The organism is Shewanella sp. KX20019 (genome assembly GCF_016757755.1).
GTDB lineage: Bacteria > Pseudomonadota > Gammaproteobacteria > Enterobacterales > Shewanellaceae > Shewanella.
The window spans coordinates 4,563,064-4,583,451 of sequence record NZ_CP068437.1; the positions used below are offsets into that span (position 1 = coordinate 4,563,064).

A 20,388-nucleotide genomic window follows, 5' to 3' on the forward strand; every position below is an offset into this window, starting at 1 on the left:
TTATTGTCCCTTAATCTCTGTAATCGCTTTAAACATTGTCAGTTTACGGCCATCCGCTAACGACACTGTATCCTTGCCAATATGCACAATCTTTACACCTTGCACTCGTTGACCCTGCTTAAAGATTTTATTATTAATCACTGCTAAAGAGCCATCTTGTTTAATTAAAACACTGTTCAATGTCAATGACTTATTCACTGACACTGTTGCGGTATTGCTTATACTTGCACCTGCACCAGGTAACGTTGGATCACGTAAACTAGCGGCACTTAAGTTAAAACAATAACTGCCTGCGACGATTAGCAGTACTAAGCGACTAATTTGTTTTAGCAACACTAATAAAGTCCTTATTTATGCTTAGGGTATACAGCTCTAACGTGATTGCAGCTTTGGGATAGGCATCCACTTTATAATCCATGCTGCGCCAATAGAGTTTATTTGGCATGTTCTCAACAGCTTCAACAAAGCGTAATACCGAAAAATAATCGCCAGTAAACTCCAGCCGGATCCCATGGCTATACAAATTCATTTTTCTCTCTTCACCGACTTCCAATAATGCGGTCGGTGCGATTGAAGTAAAGCCAATCAATTTAATGCCTTTTACATTTGAAAGTAGCCCAGCGAGTAGAGCCGGCATATGATCTGCTGGCACCATATCTACCATTTGAAAAGACAGTTCTTCATCTATTTGATTCGTTTGCTGAATAATATTAGCTAAGCGCTGGCGATACTCGGTGTCAGGGTCGGTCGCCAAACTTTGCTCATAGAGCGCTATCTGCTGCTGTGAAATATTGTTGTCACTCTTTAAAGAGGAGATCTGCTGGCTTAACTGAGTATGCTTGGTTAACAGTGACTCCAATGGCAGATAAAAAAGCAATCCCGCAACGATAAGCACCGCTGCCGCAACTAACACCCTCTCGCGTTGGCTAAGCGGATCAAACTTATTAGCTACATCATACCAGCGCTGCTTCATTGTTGAGTCTCCACGGCATTGGTGCCCGTTTCGGCATCACTGGTTAATTTAAATGCCAGCGGCTGGTTTTCACCTAGGCTCATGGTCATTGATGCAAATGCATGACCTTTCAATGTTGTGGTGGTTTTAAGTCTATCAATCCAATTAGGAACACTTTGTGGGCTAGAGGTGTAGCCTTCGAAGATATAGCGATTCTCGTTAACCTGAATACGCTTCAGCCAAATGCTGCGATCAGCCACGCTGGCTAAATCTGTCATCAACGGCGAGTAACCAAAACTTGTCAGCGCTTCTTGTTGACTCAATTTACCCATTAACATCTGCTTGAGTTCTAACTGTTGCGCTTTTAATTCAACTTCAGCAACCAGCGCTGCACTTGGCTGTCTTTTGGCAAGTTCACCTTCGAGCTCAGTTTTCTGTCTATCTAAAGTGGTTTTAGTTTGTTGCAATGCACCTTTTTCAGACTGCAAGCTCGACACCAATCCATAGGCAACAGCACTGCTCAGTAGCAACACTAAAACCAAGCCTGCAAGTAGTTGGTTCAATCGTAAAAAAGATAAACGTATTTCAGCTGGAAATAGGGACTCCGAGTAGAGGTTAACTCTTAATTTCATATCGTTTCACCTCGCGAAAACTCGGCCAACGCCATCTGAGAGAAAACACCTTCTACCGACTCAGCTTGGAAAGGCGTCACACTTTGACTGAAGTTTTCACTCACTAACGCAGCTAATTTGTCACGGGCACCCAACATCAGCAAGTCAATTGAGGCGACGGGGGCCTCACGCAGTTGGCTTTCAAAAAAGTCCATTGAACGCTGGATCTCTAAACTCAAATTGTCAGCATGACCGAAAGCTAGGTCATCAGCGGCTATGCTATCGAGCTGTAAAAACCCTCTGACTCTGCGCTGCATAAATAGCTCGCCATTCTTTACCACAGCAAGCAAAAGCTCGCCGCCAGCTCGGTGACTGAGTAACAGCCTTGCTTGGCTATCATTAAACAGATTGGTAATAGCCATCTCTTCAATCGTTACGCCGCACGTTTCAATACCCGCCACTCTTGCGGCTAGTAGTAAGCTTGTGAGTTGTTTTTTTCCAGCAACAACAACACTGACTTTGTTAGTCGTTTGCTTAGATGATTCGAAGTAATCTAAATGGATGTCGGTTACCGGTTGGCTAACCAGATCTTTTACCGACCATAACAACGCAGCATTCATCTCTTCTGGTTCGACATTTGGCCTGTCGACCTGCATCACTTGATAAAACTCAGCAGATAAAACGATCTGAATTTTTGCTGTACCGAGCGATTTTACGATCTGCTCGAAGGCATCAGTCCAATCAAATTTTTTGAATGTGAAAGCGAATGAATTGGCGGCGAACTTTTCAGTTGCCTCTTGATATACATATATTTTCTCGGCACAAACATATAATCCCAACTCTATTGTTGGAACGGCTTTCCGCCAAAACTGGAGTTTACTTAACAAGCTACCTTCCATTCATCCATGCCTTAAATACTGTCAATTTCTACCGAAAAAATATCACATTGCCGCATTATTGATAACGACTTGTTAATTAAATACTAATGGCACACATTCAAGTTATGAACAATAGTCTTCTTATGACATTAGTGTAACCACTAATAGCTGAATATTATAGAAAAACATCCATTATACCGTTAGATTATCTGCTTTGATGGAAATCAAAACTGTTTATGTCTCCTCTACCGGCTCACTAAAGAAACTTCCCTGCCCCGCACTCACCCCTAGGATTTGTAATGTCTGCCACTCTTCAAAAACTTCAACACCTTCAGCGCAAATCTGTACATCAAGACGATACAGACCAGCAATGAGGCTTCGTACAAAGAGTTGATTCTCCGCTCGCAAGTGGATTTGATTGACAATAGAGCGATGCAGTTTAATTAGAGATATGGGGTAGCGTTGAAAGTACTCAGTACTAACAACCTGTTGTCCAACCCTATCAACACAGATCCCCGCACCCATTTTACTGAGCATGTCGAGTGGCTCATTGAGCACATCTTGATTATTCACTAAGATATCTTCATTTACCTCAAAGATAATCCGTGGCACTAAATGTCGATACTCCAATAATGTGGTTTTTAACCAGCGTACAAATGCGCGGCTGGTTAATGTATCTAAACTCAGGTTTATACTGAACTTAAGGCTAGTATCCTTTTGTTTTGGTAACACATCAAACAACACCATCTCGATAACTTGTCTCTCAATTTGAGGAGTGAGGCCGCATTTAATTGCCATCGGTAAAAAAAGTGTCGCACGGACCAGATTGCCTTGAGTATCCCGCAGTCGGCAAGATACCTCCTGATGATGCGCATTGAAATCACCATCAACAACTGGCTGCGAGAATAAGTACACGCGCTTGCTTACCAGCACACTCTCCAAAAAGCTGCGCCAACGCACTGAGCCTTTGGACAAGTCACCATCAACAGCGCCCTTATCATACATAAACCAACTACTACCGCCCTGGAATTGAGCAGATCGCAGAGCGAGTTCAGCCTCTTCGACTAACGCATCTTTATCATCACCCACCTTGAAATAGGCACCACCTAGATGCAGAAAATCATCTGGCGTGTCGAGCAAACTATCAATCTGGCCCAAACTTGCCCGTAATAGCTTAGCCGCTAATTGGTCCGCTTCTTTTTGTGAAATTTGTGGCACAACGACCGCGAACTGGTTATAAGATCGGCGCGAAAAAATGCTATTCGCTTTACTCAGCAAAATTTGATTTATGGTGGCGATGACTTGTGAAAGTGTCTCATTGACCTCCTCTTCACCAATCTCTCGGGTTAACAGGTCTAGATCTTCCATCTCAAACAGATACAACACCCCCGGTGTCATCATGCCGCTATTATTACTTAGCGCATCCAATCGATTTTTAAGGAACAGACGGTTACCAACGCCCGTTTCAGCATCAAGAAAAGTGTTGGCACGAATAAACTGATCAAATCTTGCGCGCTCTTTATGCGCATCATGCAATTCAAGCAATAACTGCGTTATGGCACGATTTATCATTCTAGGCCTGCCATGCCCCTTCTCAGCTAAGGCCTTATCACGCTTGCCACTTAAGATGAGGTTGGCTCGTTGTGCCAAATCTTCAATACCATTAAGTTCGTCCGACAACCACCTAAAGCCAAACCGAACAAATAGTATTACAGCAATACAGCCGACCAATATAATCAACCATTCATAAGCCCCCATCTCATGCTTATTAAATGGCTGTGGCAACACCAGTTCCATGACTAAACCATCGCCAAGCTCACTGCTGTAGCGCACCCCTGCCGACTGCGGATTTTCAGACTGGAACTCAAAAAAGGTAGCCTCATCTTTAGTCAGAATAAATGACTGCGCTTGGTATGCGTGCAGCAGTGGCGGCAACCAATTATTAAGCTGCCACTTAGCTTCAGGTGCTACAGATACCGCTAACTGCTGTTGCAACATACTCTCAAGTTCCGACACTTTTTGCTGTTGAAATGCATAGGTCAACTGAAAGAAACTGAACATAGCGGTTAAAAAGCCGATAAAGGCAACTCCAGCTAACGACATTAGCCAAAAGCTAGTGAGTTTCTTAGTAAGAATTCGAGTAAGTATCATATGTCCGCTTCCTGCAGGATCTTATTTTGATTTAGATATCCCGCATGTAGCGGCTTATTGAGGATTATTAAACAGCGGATGGTAAAAGGCAAAATAAAAACGATAGAAAGCAAAAAAGGGCCCTAAGGCCCTTTCATTAATCAGTGTAACAATACCTGATTACGACTCCATATAACCGACAGGTAGCGTCGTAATATGGGCAACACCTGATTCAATAGCTGCAATCGCTACGGCTTTGGCAACATTCGGCAGTAAGCGTGGATCCATTGGTTTTGGAATAACGTACTCAGCACCAAACTCAAGCGAGTGAACATCTGGATAGGCAGCAAGCACTGATGCTGGAACAGCTTCTTTTGCTAAGCTTGCAATTGCATGCACTGCGGCAATTTTCATCTCATCATTAATCTTTGATGCACGCACATCTAATGCACCACGGAAAATGAATGGAAAACACAATACGTTATTAACTTGGTTTGGATAGTCACTGCGACCCGTTCCCATAATTAAGTCTTTACGTGTTTCATGCGCAATTTCGGGTCTAATCTCAGGGTCTGGATTTGAACAAGCAAAAATCACTGGCTTTTCAGCCATCAAAGCAACATCTTCAGCGCCTAGGACATCTGGTCCAGACAAGCCTAAGAAAGCATCTGCACCTTTAATTACATCTTGTAGCGTGCGCTTATCAGTGTTGTTCGCAAACAACGCCTTATACTCGTTAATGTCTTCGCGACGGGTATGGATAACGCCTTTTCTATCTAACATGTAGATATTTTCGCGTTGCGCACCACACTTAACGATCATGGTCATACAGGCGATGGCAGCTGCGCCAGCGCCCATACACACAAATACAGCCTCTTCAATCGACTTACCTTGGATCTCTAACGCATTGATCATGCCGGCGGCAGTCACAATCGCTGTACCATGCTGGTCATCGTGAAAAACTGGCACATTGCAGCGCTCAATCAATATTTTTTCGATCTCAAAACACTCTGGCGCTTTAATATCTTCAAGGTTGATACCACCGAATGTATCGGCAATCGCTTCAACGGTATTTATAAACTCTTCAGAAGTTCTGTGCTTCACTTCGATATCTGTCGCATCAATATTGGCAAAGTGCTTAAACAAAAGCGCTTTACCTTCCATGACAGGCTTAGAGGCCAACGGACCTAGATTACCTAAACCTAAAATGGCGGTACCGTTAGAGATCACAGCAACTGTGTTTCCTTTACCGGTATAGCGATATGCATTTTCAGGGTTTGCCGCAATTTCACGAACAGGTTCAGCCACACCGGGGCTATATGCCAGTGCAAGATCCATGCTAGTTTCTGCGGGTTTTGTTAGGCAAACTGCTGTTTTACCTGGAACGGGTAATTCATGATAATCGAGGGCTTGTTGACGAAGATCGGCCATTTTTCTAATCCTGAGTGCGACTAATAATATCCAAAGCGAAAGGTCGACAGCTAAACGGTTATTAAGGATTGTTTAGATTAAGGTCAGTATGATGTAAACCTAAACAAAAAAACCTAAGCTGATAGACGCTAAGATACTCGAATATAGGAGCATTTCAAATAAGATCTTTGAAAATTCCGACTTTATCGCTATATATTATTTCAAGTTGTCTTTTTCGACGGTTATCTGTGACAAATCAGTGCCATTTACGCACCACTTTCTGTAAGAAAAGTACACGTTACGCCCTACTACTAGCTGGCCTTGGGGCAGACCAAGATTCAAAATATTGCTAAACTTACTAATATCTTGCTTAGGTATCATCAAAAGCAACTTATTATCGATTAACCGCGCAAAAACCTGACCTTTTCTTTCACATCCACTCACCACCCTTTGATCTATCGTCATCGGTTGGCATTATCTGCCGGAGGCCTTTCTGCTGAGTTGACTTGATAATCGATATGACGCCAAAAATTGGTCTTATTTGGCCAAACATCTTGTCTATTTCCACGAATCATAGCCAAATAAGTCATTTTGATAAACCCTTGCTTTAGCAAAGCGAGTCGCTACTCAATGGCAGGTTATTAACAGAGGGGATGTCGATAGTAAGAATAAAGGACTGAGGGTTAAACCCTATTGCCGTGTTATTAGTCGAGCAATTAAGAAAGGCCAAGTTCAAGATAGCAAAAAGGCGCCATAAGGCGCCTTTTTTAAATTCATTGCAGAAGTAATTACTTCTTGCCAAGTGCACCAAAGCGCTTGTTGAACTTATCGATACGTCCGCCGGTATCCGTAACTTTCTGGGTACCAGTGTAGAATGGGTGACATGCACCACAAACGTCTAAATGTAAGTTTTTACCTACAGTAGAGTTAATTTTGATGATGTTACCACAAGTACAAGTTGCAGTGATTTCTGCATAATCAGGATGAATGCCTGCTTTCATTGGAATTACCTCAAGTTTAAGGCCATGTCGCTCTTCCAACCCGAAGTCGGACACCACATGCAGTTAATAATAGTTTAAGGCGCAGGATGGTACAGCATCTAACCAATAGATTCAATAGATCCGCAGTCTATAATCACTATATATAAACACAGCGGACGCACTATTTTAGCCTAAATTGCCATATATCTAGTACATTGAGTCAAATAATTTCTCGGCAGCCCTAGCATCGGCATATTTATCCAGTATCGTTATAGAGGGACATTTCAATGATGCATCCGACTTTAAGCCATTGATGTTGTTATTTTTAAAAGCCGCTGAATTAGCCTCATAAATGGCAAGTATTGCACCATAAGTGTTGATGCCCCACACTTTAGACTGACGCACACCAATACGCCAAAGCGTTTCGCTGCCATTAAAATCGATCTTGCAGTTATCTTCGATATTGGCTGCAATAGTCGTCGTACTAACCGGTAATCCCTCAAGCGCACCACTATTGGCCTTCTCATCCACTTTTACTGGCATTGGAGAGGGTTCAGCATATGCCGTTTTTGGCAAATTGTTCACAGCGTTGTCACCGAATAAACTGAGTACAGTCACTTCTCGCCAACGGTTTATTTTATGCTCTTTCACCACCAATACCGCCTCACTATCAACCACATCGTCAACGCCCGTGACTAATACCAGAAAGTTATTTAGCGGCGAACTAACAAGGCGCTCTTCTCCTGTCGACTGGCGTAAGAAGTACTGCACTTTATTAGGGTTAGTATGGCTTGAAACGATATTCAGTTTCAGTTTGGGATACTCTCCCAGCTCAGATAATCGTTGATTTATGCTGACATGAGATACTTCGGCAGTAACAGCTGTGCAAAACAGAGCTAACGTCGTTAATGCTAAAATTACTATTCTTTTCATCGTTTCCCTTCCTAGCTCTCAGGCTTAGCAGTTGAATCGCGATATAAGTTAAATCTGACTAGCTCTCCAAGACCCGCCTCGGTACACTACAGGCTTATCTTCTATCGAAATAGAGTTTTATGCCTTTGTTTGTTGAGGTCGCACTGCCTGTTCCAATGCGGCAAACCTTTAGTTATCAAGTTCCGGATCATATCGTCATCGCTCCTGTAAAGGGTATGCGAGTACAAGTGCAGTTTGGCCGTCAGCAGCTTATTGGCCTTATTACGGCCATAACGGATACTTGTAAACTAACCCCTAAGCAAATAAAGCCTATTATTAGCATTTTAGACGATGCACCGCTATTACCTGATTCACTCTATAAATTAACTGCTTGGGCTGCAAGATATTACTTCTGTAGCTTAGGACAAATGCTCTCACAAGCAATACCTGTTGCCCTTAGAAAAGGCGCAGAAGCCAAAGCCGCAACTGTATGCTATTGGAGTCTAACTGATGCTGGACGTGAGGCAGATGTCAACCAACTTAACCGCGCCCCCGCTCAACGAAAGCTGTTTAATACTCTAATTGAACGAGAGCTCGAGCAACACGAAATAACAACGTTAGAACTGAGTAAAGCAGCGCTAAAGGCGCTCGAAGACAAGGGCTGGATAATAAAGAAGTCACGCATAGGTACTGTTGATCTAAGCTGGCGCACCGCTCTTGAAATGACCGAGGAGCCTCACCGACTCAACCCTGAGCAAGCCATTGCCGTCGCGACACTCACCCAGCAATCAGGCTATAACTGTACTCTACTCGAAGGTGTTACCGGTTCAGGTAAAACAGAAGTCTACTTAGCTTTATTAGAAACAATATTAAAGCAGGGCAAACAAGCGCTAATTCTGGTACCAGAAATTGGTTTAACCCCACAGACCATTAGTCGCTTCAGACGGCGCTTTAATGTAAAAGTGGCAGTCATTCATTCAGGTTTAACCGACAATCAACGCTTAGATGCATGGCGTAACGCCAAAACAGGTGAAGCGGCAATTATTATCGGCACCCGCTCTGCACTATTTACCCCGATGGCTTATCCTGGGGTGATCATTTTAGATGAAGAGCATGATTCCAGCTTTAAGCAACAAGAGGGTGTGGGTTACCATGCGCGCGATCTTGCTGTCATGCGTGGTCATTTAGAAGCAATCCCAGTACTTTTGGGCACAGCAACACCGTCACTTGAAACCTTACAGAATGCCCTTAGTGGCCGATATCATCATCTACAGCTAGGTAAGCGCGCAGGCAATGCGGAAAAAGTACGTCAAGGCATTGTCGATATTCGCAATCAACCACTGCGCTCAGGGATGTCGCATGCATTATTAAATGAGATGCGTATTCACCTTGATGCCGGCAACCAAGTCATTTTGTTTCTTAACCGACGTGGCTTTGCACCTGCGCTTATTTGCCATGAATGCGGCCATCTGCATGAATGCGATCGCTGTGATGCTTTCTTTACTGTACATCAAGCCTTAGGTGAGATCCGCTGTCATCACTGCAGTAACCAGTATGCTATCCCTAAGCAGTGCCATCAATGTGGTAGCACCATGCTCGCGGGCCAAGGTGTCGGTACAGAGCAACTCGCCACCTTCCTTGAAAAAGAGTTTCCTAACCACCCAGTGGTGCGCATTGATCGCGATACCACCCGTAATAAAGGCTCACTCGAGGGGCATCTCAACGCGATCCATAAAGGTGAATACAAAATTTTAGTCGGCACCCAAATGCTAGCCAAGGGACATCATTTCCCCGATGTCACCTTGGTTGGTCTGCTCGATGTCGACGGCGCTCTGTTTAGCGCTGACTTTAGAGCACCAGAGCGTTTCGGCCAACTTTATACTCAGGTATCAGGTCGTGCTGGTCGTGCGAATAAGCCCGGCACAGTGTTACTGCAGACGCACCAAAGTGACAATGCCATGCTACGAGAGCTGATGCATAAAGGTTACGGCGAATTTTCACGTAATCAGCTAAATGAACGCAAGCAAGCGTTACTGCCACCCGCTTGGCATATGCTCCTCATCCGCGCCGAAGCTCACCTTGCAAGCGACGCCGATGCACTGCTCAGCCAAATAGCTGCACTACTGCCGCAAAACGAAGAGTGTGAAGTGATTGGCCCTATGCCAGCGCCGCTCGATAGAAAAGCCGGTAAATATCGTCGCCAACTACTGTTTCAGACTAAAAACCGCAATCAACTACAGCAAGCGTTTGAACAAGCGTTGCCACAAATTGAGCAACTACCTCTGGCTAAAAAATGCCGTTGGAGTCTAGATCGTGACCCACAAGATCTGCTTTAAATCGACTTTATTATAACTAAAGCAGAAAAAGTTCATTAGAGGATAGTAATTGGGCACGACAAACGGCTAAAATAGTCGGTTAGCCCCTATTATTTTTCTCTACTTGTAAGTGCCGATTAAACGCCAATGAAATCACATACTGAATCTTTACTCGCTGAATCGTTAAATGCCCTTAAACAACAAGGTGTTGTTCCTGCTGATTTTGAAGCTCGCATTCAAGTAGACCGAACAAAAGATAAGAGCCACGGTGATTTTGCCACCAACTTAGCGATGATGTTAACCAAAGCAGCGCGTAAGAACCCACGTGAGATCGCTCAACTGATCATCGACAACCTGCCAACATCTAGCCATGTTGAAAAGGTTGAGATCGCAGGCCCTGGTTTTATCAACTTCTTTATCGATGACAATGCCCTTGCTAATCAGCTGATGCAAGCACTGGCAAGCGACACTTTAGGTGTTACCTTGCCTGAGTCGCAAACAGTTGTGGTTGACTACTCGTCACCAAACCTTGCCAAAGAGATGCATGTTGGTCACCTTAGATCGACTATTATCGGTGACAGTATCGTACGCTCACTTGAATTTATGGGTCATAAGGTTATCCGTCAAAACCACGTCGGTGATTGGGGAACCCAGTTCGGTATGTTACTCGCCTATATGGAAGAGTTGCGTGCAGCCAATGGCGAACAAGCGCAGATGGAGCTTTCAGATCTTGAAAACTTCTACCGCGCCGCAAAAGTCCGCTTCGATGAATCGACAGATTTTGCCAATCGTGCCCGCAAGCTTGTAGTTTCACTACAGTCAGGCGATGAATACTGCAATAAGTTATGGCGTGAATTTAACGACATTTCACTAAGCCATTGTCACGAAATTTATCAGCGTTTGGGTGTGAGTTTAACTCGTGAAGATGTTCGCGGTGAAAGCTCATATAACGCTGACCTAGAGCAAGTGGTTGCTGAACTTGATGCACAAGGCTTATTGTCAGAAAGTAACGGCGCTAAAGTTGTTTTCCAGGAAGAGTTTAAAAACAAAGAGGGTGAGCCACTACCTGTTATTATTCAAAAAGCAGATGGCGGTTACCTATATGCGACCAGTGATATGGCAGCAATGCGCTATCGTTCAAACGTATTAAAAGCCGACAGAGCACTGTACTTTGTTGATCTGCGCCAAGCACTGCACTTCCAGCAAGTGTTTAAATTGGCTAAAACAGCCAAGTTTGTTCGCGAAGAGATGAGCTTCGAACATATGGGCTTTGGCACAATGAACGGTGCTGATGGTCGTCCCTTTAAGACTCGCTCAGGTGGCGTGGTTAAGCTGATTGATCTGCTTAAAGAAGCTGATATTCGCGCACTTGATTTAGTTCGCAGTAAAAATCCAGATATGGATGAAGCCGAGTTGGCAGAAATTGCGCGTGTAGTCGGTATTGCTTCTGTTAAATATGCTGACTTATCTAAAAACCGTACTAGCGATTATATCTTCAGCTTTGAGCAGATGCTGAGCTTCGAAGGTAATACAGCACCCTACTTACTCTACGCCTACACGCGTGTAGCTGGCATCTTCAAGCGGGCACAAGACGTCGACTTGAGCGATGCGACTATCGTACTTGAGCACGAGAGAGAGAAAGCACTTGGCACCAAGTTAGCCCAGTTTGGTGAAGTGATGAACCGCGTTATCGGTAAAGGCCAACCACATGCACTCTGTGCTTACCTATTTGAACTGGCGGGTGCGTTCTCTAGCTTTTATGAAGCATGCCCAGTATTGGCTGCTGACACCGAAGCACAGAAGAAGAGCCGTTTACTGCTGGCGAAGCTGACAGCGAAAACACTCAAGCAAGGGCTTAACTTGCTAGGACTTGAAACTCTAGAGCGGATGTAATCATAACCCCATGACGAGTCGTGACTACGCAAACCGTAAACCCACGCGTAAAGGCAATGCCAACAAGCGTGGTTCTAAAGGGAATCAGCCTAAGCGTTTTCCCTATTTAGTACTACTGATAACCATCGCTGGTGTAGCTGGCTTTGGTTATTTGTTGTGGTTGTTAAACAGCACTGATGAAGCAGTTACAACGCCTGTGGTAGTTGAAACACCAAAGAAAACAACGGTTAAAAAAGATCCAAACGCGCTACCACCAGCTCCACAAGAGGAGTGGACCTATCTTGAAGAGCTGGAAAATAAAAAGGTAGAAGTGGATCTGCCAGAGGTTTCAACCAAACCTAAACGACCTTACCAGATGCAATGCGGTTCATTTAGAAAGGAATCTCAAGCAAACTCGCTCAAGGCGATGATTGCTTTCCAAGGGTTAGAAGCCCAGGTACGTAAAGTTAAAGGCACCAGCGGGATCTGGTACAAGGTTGTACTCGGGCCTTACGACAAAAAGCGTGACGCAGAAAGACAGCGCCACGTACTGCAAAACTCTGGTACTAACGGTTGCCAAATCTGGTTCTGGGAAAGTTCGTAGAACTTAATCTCAACAGGGCTAACTCTATAAAGCGCTGCTCATGCAGCGCTTTTTTATTGGCTGTCGCGGAATAGTCAATTGGGATTTCCACTGAATTTGAATGCAGTGAGCATTAACATGCTAATCGAGTTACTCTATTAGAATTTGAATGCAGTGAGCATTAACATGCTAATCGAGTTACTCTATTCAGTGCGTTGCTTAATTTGGCGTAGTAACATCAAAAACGTTAATACTTTTAATTTTTTCTCTTTCTGAAGCAATAGTTTCTTACTCTAATTAAAAGTTAGGGTAGACTAAATTTAGCATTAAAAATCAACCATTATAGGACTAAATAATGCGCCACTTTTTACACGCGCTTAAATGGATTTTGTTAACGGCACTTGCCATCCCACTCACGCTCTACTGCATTCTGTTGCTTATCAATATACGAGATGTGGCCCCTTCTGAGCAGTCAAAGTACTACCTTGCTCAAATAGAAGAAACTGATCGCACCCTGGCTAATAATCTCAATGATAATGCGTACATTTTTGCATTAGGATTTGGTGCGCCAAAAGGCGAGTTGCCAATGACAACGGGACTAGATCAGCTGCAAAAACTACAGAACAAAGATGTGTCGAGTATTGAGATTACAACCCCTGCCAAGTATTACACACCGCCTAAATTGCCACTAAAAAGTTGTTTGGGTGAAGATGACTTTTTGGCGACCTGTAAAGCCAACATTAAACAAAGCAGCGATCTTAAAACCCTACTATCAAACAACCGTTGGTTAATTGAGCGCTATCAACAGTTGCTGAATATGAGTACTTGGCAAGATAACCCCAACTTCAATAACTTTATGAAAGCGCTGCCGTTTCAAAATCTATTGATTGCACAGAAGCTTTATCTTCTAGAAATTTATGAAAATATAGATAGTTCTTCGCCAAAATTAACAGCTCAGGCAATCGAGCAAGATATGCTTTTTTGGCAAAGACTATCTTTAAACACCTATATACTGAGCAACAAAATGGTTAGTGCAGGTGCGATGTCTGTAAACATGAAACTTGGCGAAGTCATTCTGAACCAGCAGAAGCTAGAACAGGACGCTGTACAGATACCGACTAGCTGGACAAAGTCCGTGCCAGCCAATGTGCTATCACTAAGCAATGTTAAATTAGGGGAGTGGCTATATTTCACCAGAATAACCAAGACGACTCAAGTCGATGATGGCAGCGACGACACAATAACCAAAATAGCCACCTCCTTGCTACACCCTCTTATGCAAAACCAAGATACAGCCAACCGCTATGCTGAGTATCTGGTTGGACCAAAATCCCAAACAGAGTGCCTAAGCAGTGTATCCATTGATACCATTAGCAGCTATATCTACAACCCCATTGGAAAGTACATTCTCTGCACTGGAGTTCCTTCATTTAACGCTTATCAACTAAACCTAGATAAACTTGAGCGGCAAAGAGCAAATCTCATGGGTCGACTAGAGCGCTAGACTCTCAATTATGACTTTGTCTTCTTATAAAAGTGAATGCGAAGCTTGATAAACCTAACGAGCTTTGGGGCATAAATGAGCTAGTCCCTATCCTGTCTGTGGACAAAAGTGAGTTACCTTCAGGCAAAGGTGGTTCCAATGACCTGCGGTCGGTGCTGGACAGGATATCCGAATGTCGTGATCACATGGATGTGAATAAACGACCTTATGTGCAGGCGCTACTGAGGCACGCTGCAGCTCTTTATATAAAGAAAGGGTCCCTGTAAGCTCTGCGATGGCGCCCATGCCACCGACGGCCTCTGCCGCATCTCCACAGGGTTATAAAAGCGCAAACTCTCAGCATTTTAGTTTTTAATTTAAAACCAAAAAAGTCACCACTCCGCATAGCCAGCAGAACACACCCATCTTCCCCGTTGGAAATTTCGCTGTTTAAATTTCGCCGGGGCGCTGAGGGTTAGCTAAGGGGCGCAAGCGCTTTGCCCCTTGGCTCGGGTGTGGGCGAAGCGCCACGACTTTGGTCAAGCATAACTTGATAAAACTAATAGATAACTAAAACATTTTGGGGCATAAATGCTTTAGCTGCTGACCAAAGTGCTTCCAATTGCCTGCGGCAGGCGTATGTGCAGACGCGGCTGAGACTCGCCGCGAGCACGTCCTTGTGGGCTCAACGAAAACGTCCTGTTTTCGAAGGCCGCAGCTCTAACCTAGAAACCTATAGCTTTAGGCGAAGCAATACTCATACCCCTTGATATTTACTCAACCACCCCCATATATCTATTATCACCAACCAGAAGACGCATTGTCGCTGGCTAGAGAAGAGGATTTATCGTGACCACTATCGTATCAGTACGCCGTAATAACCAAGTGGTTATCGCCGGTGATGGCCAAGTTTCTCTCGGTAACACCGTGATGAAAAGCAACGCTAAAAAAGTTCGTCGTCTATATCACAATAAGGTATTGGCAGGCTTTGCGGGCGGTACAGCCGATGCATTCACCCTATTCGAGCGTTTCGAAGCCAAACTCGAAATGCATCAAGGCCATCTTATGCGCGCCGCGGTTGAAATGGCCAAAGACTGGCGTTCAGACAAGGTGCTCCGCAAACTTGAAGCGCTGTTAGCCGTTGCTGATGGTGAGTCTTCATTGATTATTACCGGTAACGGTGATGTGGTTCAGCCAGAAAATGACTTAATTGCCATTGGTTCTGGCGGCAACTTTGCCCAATCAGCAGCCACAGCACTGCTTGAAAACACCGATCTTAGCGCGTTAGAAATTGCAGAAAAGTCATTGACTATTGCCGGCGGCATCTGTGTTTTCACTAACCAATTTAAGACCATCGAAGAGTTAAAGTACTAAACGAACTGTCGTTTATACCTAAGACTGATGCTTAAGCATGAGGAAAGAATATGTCTGAAATGACACCCCGTGAAATTGTTCATGAACTTGATAGCCACATTATTGGCCAGCAAAAAGCCAAACGTTCAGTTGCGATAGCACTGCGTAACCGCTGGCGCCGGATGCAGTTAGCGGCTGACCTTCGTCAAGAGGTCACGCCTAAAAACATTCTAATGATTGGCCCGACTGGTGTGGGAAAAACTGAAATAGCCCGCCGCCTGGCGCGCCTTGCAAAAGCACCATTCATTAAAGTGGAAGCGACTAAGTTCACTGAAGTGGGCTATGTCGGTAAAGAAGTTGACCAGATCATTCGCGATCTCACCGACTCAGCGATTAAGCTGACACGTGAAGAGCAGATGGCTAAGTGTAAATATAGAGCCGAAGAAGCTGCTGAAGAGCGTATTCTCGATGCGCTACTGCCGAAGCCAAAGGAAGACTGGGACAGCGAAAAGCCAAGCGATAGTAGCACTCGCCAAGTTTTCCGTAAGAAGCTACGCGAAGGCCAGCTAGATGACAAAGAGATTGAAATTGACGTCTCTGCGCCACAGGCAGGTATCGAAATCATGTCACCTCCAGGCATGGAAGAGATGACCAATCAGCTACAAAGCATGTTCCAAAACATGGGGCCGGGTGCTAGCAAGCGCCGTAAAATGCCGATTAAAGAAGCCTATAAACTGCTTATTGAAGAGGAAGCGGCCAAGCTTGTTAATCCTGATGATCTTAAAGAGCAAGCGATCGAACTGGTTGAGCAACACGGTATCGTGTTCTTAGATGAGATTGATAAAATTTGTAAGCGCGGTGACTCTTCAGGCCCAGACGTTTCTCGTGAGGGGGTGCAGCGTGATCTACTACCACTTGTCGAAGGTTGTACGGTTAATACTAAGCACGGCATGGTCAAAACTGACCACATTCTGTTTATTGCATCGGGTGCATTCCAGATGTGTAAGCCATCAGATTTAATCCCTGAGCTGCAAGGTCGCTTGCCGATCCGTGTCGAGCTCGACGCATTGTCAGCTAGTGATTTTAAGCGTATTTTGACTGAGCCGTTCGCATCACTCACAGAGCAATATGTTGCCCTTATGGGAACCGAAGGCGTTAACGTTAAGTTTACCGAATCAGGTATCGACTCTATCGCAGAGGCCGCATGGCAGGTCAACGAGCGCACAGAAAATATTGGTGCCCGCCGCCTACACACTGTGATGGAACGTTTGATGGAAGAGCTATCTTACGAAGCGTCTGACAAATCAGGTTCTGAAACCATCATCGATGCTGATTACGTCAGCGCTCACCTCGATAACTTGGTTAAAGATGAAGATTTGAGTCGCTTTATTCTCTAGCTCAAATGCTAATATAGTGATGGCGGTTAAGGACAACTCTGTGCTTAACCGCTATTGTGTTTTATGAATCGCGACTTTCTCTAATTGGCAGACCTATGACCCAAGATAATACCCCTAATGTTGAATCCTTAAAGCTTAAGCGCAAATCTCGCCAGCTAGAGATGCACTTCGATAATGGCGACACTTATCAACTTAGCTGCGAAATGCTACGCGTTTACTCGCCATCAGCAGAAGTGCATGGCCATGGTAACCCTGTGCTGGTTACCCATAAGAAAAATGTCAATATCTCAGCCATTGAGCCTGTCGGCAATTACGCCGTTAAAATCGTCTTCGATGATGGCCATGATACCGGGCTTTTCTCATGGAAGGTGCTGCATGACTTAGCCACCCACCAAGTCGAGTTGTGGGAAAAATACTTAGCGCGTTTGCGAGCAGCAAAAGCCAGCCGCGAACCGCTTATCGATATGGCAGTTAAGTACCACAAATAGCAGTGTACTTATTTGAAATGCTCCGCCAGCAAAAGTGATTCGAGTCACACTTCAAGTTATGACAAAAAACACTCCATCACAAAATGACGCAGATAAGCGTCATTTTTTGTGATCAAACAACAGATCTACTGTATATATCAGCCGAGGCGGACTTATGTCCTCCACGGATCATAAATAGACAATTACTATCGAGAGTAATCAAAATAGAGGATTACTCATGACTGCACATATTAATGGTAAAGCCGGTGATTTTGCCGAAACCATCATCATGCCTGGCGACCCGCTTCGCGCTAAGTATATCGCTGAAAACTTTTTAGATGATGCGGTGGAAGTGACCAATATTCGCAATATGTTTGGCTATACCGGTTTTTATAAAGGCCAACGTATTTCCGTTATGGGTCATGGTATGGGTATTCCATCTATGGTGTTATACGCCCATGAACTTGTAACTGACTTTAATGTTAAACGTATCATTCGCGTCGGTAGCCTTGGTGCAACCCAGCACAACGTAAAGATCAACGATGTCATTTTGGCCCAAGCTGCGGGTACTGATTCCCCCACTAACGCCAAGCGCAGTAGTGGTTACCAGATGGCGACCTCAGCCACATTCGAGTTACTACATAAAGCCTACACCATTGCTCAACAGAAACAGATAAACGTTAAAGTCGGTAATGTGTTCAGTGGTGACATGTACTACGATCCAGATGAAGACATGATCCCAGCATTAGAACGCTTTGGTGTATTAGGTGTAGATATGGAAGTCGCTGGCTTATATGGCCTAGCGCATCACAAAGGTTTTGAATCCTTAGCGATTCTTACCGTTTCAGACCATTGCTTAACTGGCGAAGAGACCAGTGCAGAAGCCCGACAATTAACCTTTAATCAGATGATAGAGCTGGCATTAGAAACAGCTTGTCAGTAACTCTTTATTAGGCCGCTCGAAGCTCCCCTTTGCGCGGCTTAACTTTAGCACTTGATACAGCAATACTAGGAACAGATGATGAAAAATAAAATATCCTTAACCTTGCTTAGCTTTTTAGCCAACTTTGTGATGGCAGGCTTTGCGACACAGTTCGGCATGTTAATAGAACCTATAGCAGAGAAGTTTTCCGCTAACGTCAATGAAGTCGCCTCAATATTCTCGCTACTCAATGGCGGCGCCCTAGCGGGTACGATTGCGGCCTTTTTCTTAATTGAAAAAATTGGCGTAAAACGCATGACCCTGATTAGCTACGTGAGCATAGCGCTCAGTGCTGCGGCATTACATTTCACAGGTTCACTTACCGTAGTGATGATCGCAATGACCATTATCGGGCTTTGTGGCGGCGTTGGATTGTGTATCGCAGGTACAATTGTAGTATCGGTATGGAAAGACAAAATCCAAAGCACCATGCTAGTGGTACAAGATGCCACCTTTAACGTTGCCGGCGTTGTATTCCCACTGATAACCACCTATGCATTAAGCCACGCGCTATCTTGGAGCTACAGCTACCTTGCTGTTGGTATTGTTGCATTAGCGACGGCCGCCATCGCACTTGCGACCAACTTTGAACTGGTTGAAACTCAAACATCAGCAGAGAGTGGTAAAGATGAGTCAGAGTGGAACTTAGGGATCATTAGCGGCGGAGTGGGTTTATTCCTTGGCATGCTAGCGCTTTATACCTTCCTGACTTGGGCGCCGATGTTCGTTAAAACCAAGTTCGACATTCCATTTGAAGACGCGGGTAATATTATCACCCAGTACTGGTCTGCCGCGCTAATTGGTGCGCTGGTATCGACAGTTATCGTGTCGAGAGTTAAGATCCAGCACTTTATCATGGGGATGATTTCACTCGCATTTGTCATCACAAGTTTGATTGTTACTACAGATAACTTGGCTTGGATTGGTTACCTAACCTATGGTTATGGCTTTGCTTGTGCCGCGCTTTATAATGCCTTTATTGCTTACGGTGTGTCATTTGTAAAAAATGCCAGTAGCCGAAATGTATCTTATATATTGATTAGTGGTAGTGCTGGTGCAATGTTCAGCCCAGCAATTAGCTCACTATTTGAGAGCGTCATAGGCCTACAAACAGTGATGTATGCAATCCCTGTTATCTACGGCCTGATTATTGCGATGTTGCTGATCTCTAATAAACAAAAAGCGACTATTACGGCTCAAACAGCGTAAATGAGTCAAGCAGATAAACCCCAAACGGCATGTTTGGGGTTTATTCTATAAAGGATTTAAGCCCTTCAAGATCGCAAATAGTCAGCCCCTCTTTCTCTCGCTTAATCAGCGCTAAATCTTCCAGCTTTTTAATGGCTCGGCGATAGACTCTATCGGTTGTGGCAAAGCGTTCAGCCTCTAAATAGCACTTAGTAAAACCCTCGACAGGCTGATCTTTTAGATACTGATGATAGAGATCGTAAGCAATATTATAGGCGATGGGATATAGCATTCTGCGGGTAAAAATATCCACCGTATCTTGATAATCAATAGCTATCGCACTGGCAAAAAACAGTGCAAACTGAGGTGTCTTTAGTAGGGCTTGCTGTAACTTATCGCCATTGATCACTGAGATCTCCAATGGCTCTTCGGCAATGATATCTAACTGGCACAGGTAGTCGGTAAAAAACTCCATCTCACCAAACAACTGTGAGTCGCACGTCATGGTGCCCAACTGAAAACAACGACCATTTCTCGCAGTATAACCCATTGAAATACGCCCTTGAGGCACCAGTATTAGGTCATTTACCTGCTGACCTTGTTCCATCAATCGATGTTGTGCGCTAACAGATTTTGTCTCGGTGATGCACTCACGCATTATCTGCTCAATAGCATCATGCTCTTGCTGCCATAATGAATGGAAACGCCCTTTCTCAAGTGGTTTTAGCTGCATAATAGTGTCGTTTTTATTTACATTAGGCGAAAGACATAAACATTATACCTCTTTTAAAGCCAGTGGTAATAATGCGAGCTCAGGTTTACAGCGACCGAATCAGCACTTGCTATCGTTGATAGAACAAATGCAACGCCTCAGC

Annotated in this window: 18 protein-coding genes; 9 read left to right on the forward strand and 9 right to left on the reverse strand. The window is 44.4% G+C overall.

What is annotated here, in order from left to right; all coding sequences use genetic code 11:
• From JK628_RS19785 to JK628_RS19820, 8 genes are all read right to left on the reverse strand, one after another.
• A complete protein-coding gene (locus tag JK628_RS19785; protein ID WP_237524071.1) occupies nt 1-336 on the reverse strand; it encodes an MSHA biogenesis protein MshK in 336 nt (111 codons plus the stop codon).
• On the reverse strand, nt 317-973 hold the full coding sequence (locus JK628_RS19790) for a type II secretion system protein M (RefSeq protein WP_202286628.1): 657 nt from the start codon (nt 971-973) through the stop codon (nt 317-319). The genes JK628_RS19785 and JK628_RS19790 overlap by 20 nt, the downstream gene beginning before the upstream one ends.
• Nucleotides 970-1,584 carry a PilN domain-containing protein gene (locus tag JK628_RS19795; RefSeq protein WP_202286629.1) on the reverse strand — a complete coding sequence of 205 codons (615 nt, stop codon included), beginning with the start codon at nt 1,582-1,584 and terminating at the stop codon, nt 970-972. The genes JK628_RS19790 and JK628_RS19795 overlap by 4 nt, the downstream gene beginning before the upstream one ends.
• Complete coding sequence (locus tag JK628_RS19800; RefSeq protein WP_202286630.1) at nt 1,581-2,462, reverse strand: MSHA biogenesis protein MshI; 882 nt, start codon at nt 2,460-2,462, stop codon at nt 1,581-1,583. Before JK628_RS19800 ends, JK628_RS19795 begins: the two co-directional genes overlap by 4 nt.
• 213 nt (nt 2,463-2,675) lie before the next feature.
• Nucleotides 2,676-4,592: an RNase E specificity factor CsrD gene (csrD, locus tag JK628_RS19805; RefSeq protein ID WP_202286631.1), complete on the reverse strand. Its 1,917-nt coding sequence runs from the start codon at nt 4,590-4,592 to the stop codon at nt 2,676-2,678.
• A 159-nt stretch (nt 4,593-4,751) separates the two neighbouring features.
• Nucleotides 4,752-6,002 (reverse strand): malic enzyme-like NAD(P)-binding protein, encoded by a 1,251-nt coding sequence (locus tag JK628_RS19810; protein ID WP_202286632.1) that lies wholly within the window; start codon nt 6,000-6,002, stop codon nt 4,752-4,754.
• Between the two features lie 767 nt (nt 6,003-6,769).
• Nucleotides 6,770-6,982: a 50S ribosomal protein L31 gene (gene rpmE / locus JK628_RS19815; RefSeq protein ID WP_202286633.1), complete on the reverse strand. Its 213-nt coding sequence runs from the start codon at nt 6,980-6,982 to the stop codon at nt 6,770-6,772.
• Between the two features lie 186 nt (nt 6,983-7,168).
• Nucleotides 7,169-7,894 (reverse strand): FimV/HubP family polar landmark protein, encoded by a 726-nt coding sequence (locus JK628_RS19820; protein ID WP_202286634.1) that lies wholly within the window; start codon nt 7,892-7,894, stop codon nt 7,169-7,171.
• A gap of 119 nt (nt 7,895-8,013) precedes the next feature.
• On the opposite strand from JK628_RS19820, the gene priA reads away from it, so the two are divergent.
• The 9 genes from priA (at nt 8,014) to tsgA (ending at nt 19,534) form a co-directional block, all read left to right on the forward strand.
• Nucleotides 8,014-10,209, forward strand: coding sequence for a primosomal protein N' (priA, locus tag JK628_RS19825; protein WP_202286635.1), 2,196 nt, complete (start codon nt 8,014-8,016; stop codon nt 10,207-10,209).
• Nucleotides 10,210-10,335: 126 nt separating this feature from the next.
• On the forward strand, nt 10,336-12,081 hold the full coding sequence (argS, locus tag JK628_RS19830) for an arginine--tRNA ligase (RefSeq protein ID WP_202286636.1): 1,746 nt from the start codon (nt 10,336-10,338) through the stop codon (nt 12,079-12,081).
• Nucleotides 12,082-12,091: 10 nt separating this feature from the next.
• Nucleotides 12,092-12,664 (forward strand): SPOR domain-containing protein, encoded by a 573-nt coding sequence (locus JK628_RS19835; protein WP_202286637.1) that lies wholly within the window; start codon nt 12,092-12,094, stop codon nt 12,662-12,664.
• Between the two features lie 334 nt (nt 12,665-12,998).
• Nucleotides 12,999-14,147: a hypothetical protein gene (locus JK628_RS19840; protein WP_202286638.1), complete on the forward strand. Its 1,149-nt coding sequence runs from the start codon at nt 12,999-13,001 to the stop codon at nt 14,145-14,147.
• Between the two features lie 828 nt (nt 14,148-14,975).
• Nucleotides 14,976-15,500 (forward strand): ATP-dependent protease subunit HslV, encoded by a 525-nt coding sequence (gene hslV, locus JK628_RS19845; protein WP_202286639.1) that lies wholly within the window; start codon nt 14,976-14,978, stop codon nt 15,498-15,500.
• A 50-nt stretch (nt 15,501-15,550) separates the two neighbouring features.
• Complete coding sequence (hslU, locus tag JK628_RS19850; RefSeq protein WP_202286640.1) at nt 15,551-16,876, forward strand: HslU--HslV peptidase ATPase subunit; 1,326 nt, start codon at nt 15,551-15,553, stop codon at nt 16,874-16,876.
• Between the two features lie 95 nt (nt 16,877-16,971).
• Nucleotides 16,972-17,364: a gamma-butyrobetaine hydroxylase-like domain-containing protein gene (locus tag JK628_RS19855; protein WP_202286641.1), complete on the forward strand. Its 393-nt coding sequence runs from the start codon at nt 16,972-16,974 to the stop codon at nt 17,362-17,364.
• A 217-nt stretch (nt 17,365-17,581) separates the two neighbouring features.
• Nucleotides 17,582-18,286, forward strand: coding sequence for a purine-nucleoside phosphorylase (gene deoD, locus JK628_RS19860; RefSeq protein ID WP_102038899.1), 705 nt, complete (start codon nt 17,582-17,584; stop codon nt 18,284-18,286).
• A 78-nt stretch (nt 18,287-18,364) separates the two neighbouring features.
• Nucleotides 18,365-19,534, forward strand: a complete 1,170-nt coding sequence (gene tsgA / locus JK628_RS19865; RefSeq protein ID WP_202289903.1) for an MFS transporter TsgA — start codon at nt 18,365-18,367, stop codon at nt 19,532-19,534.
• Between the two features lie 40 nt (nt 19,535-19,574).
• Here tsgA and JK628_RS19870 read toward each other — a convergent pair whose 3' ends face one another.
• Nucleotides 19,575-20,246: a Crp/Fnr family transcriptional regulator gene (locus tag JK628_RS19870; RefSeq protein WP_202286642.1), complete on the reverse strand. Its 672-nt coding sequence runs from the start codon at nt 20,244-20,246 to the stop codon at nt 19,575-19,577.
• Nucleotides 20,247-20,388 lie beyond the last annotated feature (142 nt).

What these genes read in the sequence shown, in the direction of transcription:
- hslU (WP_202286640.1), top strand. Translation starts at nt 15,551, where the DNA reads ATGTCTGAAATGACACCCCGTGAAATTGTTCATGAACTTGATAGCCAC.
- JK628_RS19810 (WP_202286632.1), bottom strand. Translation starts at nt 6,002, where the DNA reads ATGGCCGATCTTCGTCAACAAGCCCTCGATTATCATGAATTACCCGTT.
- JK628_RS19820 (WP_202286634.1), bottom strand. Translation starts at nt 7,894, where the DNA reads ATGAAAAGAATAGTAATTTTAGCATTAACGACGTTAGCTCTGTTTTGC.
- deoD (WP_102038899.1), top strand. Translation starts at nt 17,582, where the DNA reads ATGACTGCACATATTAATGGTAAAGCCGGTGATTTTGCCGAAACCATC.
- csrD (WP_202286631.1), bottom strand. Translation starts at nt 4,592, where the DNA reads ATGATACTTACTCGAATTCTTACTAAGAAACTCACTAGCTTTTGGCTA.
- rpmE (WP_202286633.1), bottom strand. Translation starts at nt 6,982, where the DNA reads ATGAAAGCAGGCATTCATCCTGATTATGCAGAAATCACTGCAACTTGT.
- JK628_RS19835 (WP_202286637.1), top strand. Translation starts at nt 12,092, where the DNA reads ATGACGAGTCGTGACTACGCAAACCGTAAACCCACGCGTAAAGGCAAT.
- argS (WP_202286636.1), top strand. Translation starts at nt 10,336, where the DNA reads ATGAAATCACATACTGAATCTTTACTCGCTGAATCGTTAAATGCCCTT.
- JK628_RS19855 (WP_202286641.1), top strand. Translation starts at nt 16,972, where the DNA reads ATGACCCAAGATAATACCCCTAATGTTGAATCCTTAAAGCTTAAGCGC.
- priA (WP_202286635.1), top strand. Translation starts at nt 8,014, where the DNA reads ATGCCTTTGTTTGTTGAGGTCGCACTGCCTGTTCCAATGCGGCAAACC.
- JK628_RS19870 (WP_202286642.1), bottom strand. Translation starts at nt 20,246, where the DNA reads ATGCAGCTAAAACCACTTGAGAAAGGGCGTTTCCATTCATTATGGCAG.
- JK628_RS19795 (WP_202286629.1), bottom strand. Translation starts at nt 1,584, where the DNA reads ATGAAATTAAGAGTTAACCTCTACTCGGAGTCCCTATTTCCAGCTGAA.
- JK628_RS19840 (WP_202286638.1), top strand. Translation starts at nt 12,999, where the DNA reads ATGCGCCACTTTTTACACGCGCTTAAATGGATTTTGTTAACGGCACTT.
- JK628_RS19800 (WP_202286630.1), bottom strand. Translation starts at nt 2,462, where the DNA reads ATGGAAGGTAGCTTGTTAAGTAAACTCCAGTTTTGGCGGAAAGCCGTT.
- JK628_RS19790 (WP_202286628.1), bottom strand. Translation starts at nt 973, where the DNA reads ATGAAGCAGCGCTGGTATGATGTAGCTAATAAGTTTGATCCGCTTAGC.
- tsgA (WP_202289903.1), top strand. Translation starts at nt 18,365, where the DNA reads ATGAAAAATAAAATATCCTTAACCTTGCTTAGCTTTTTAGCCAACTTT.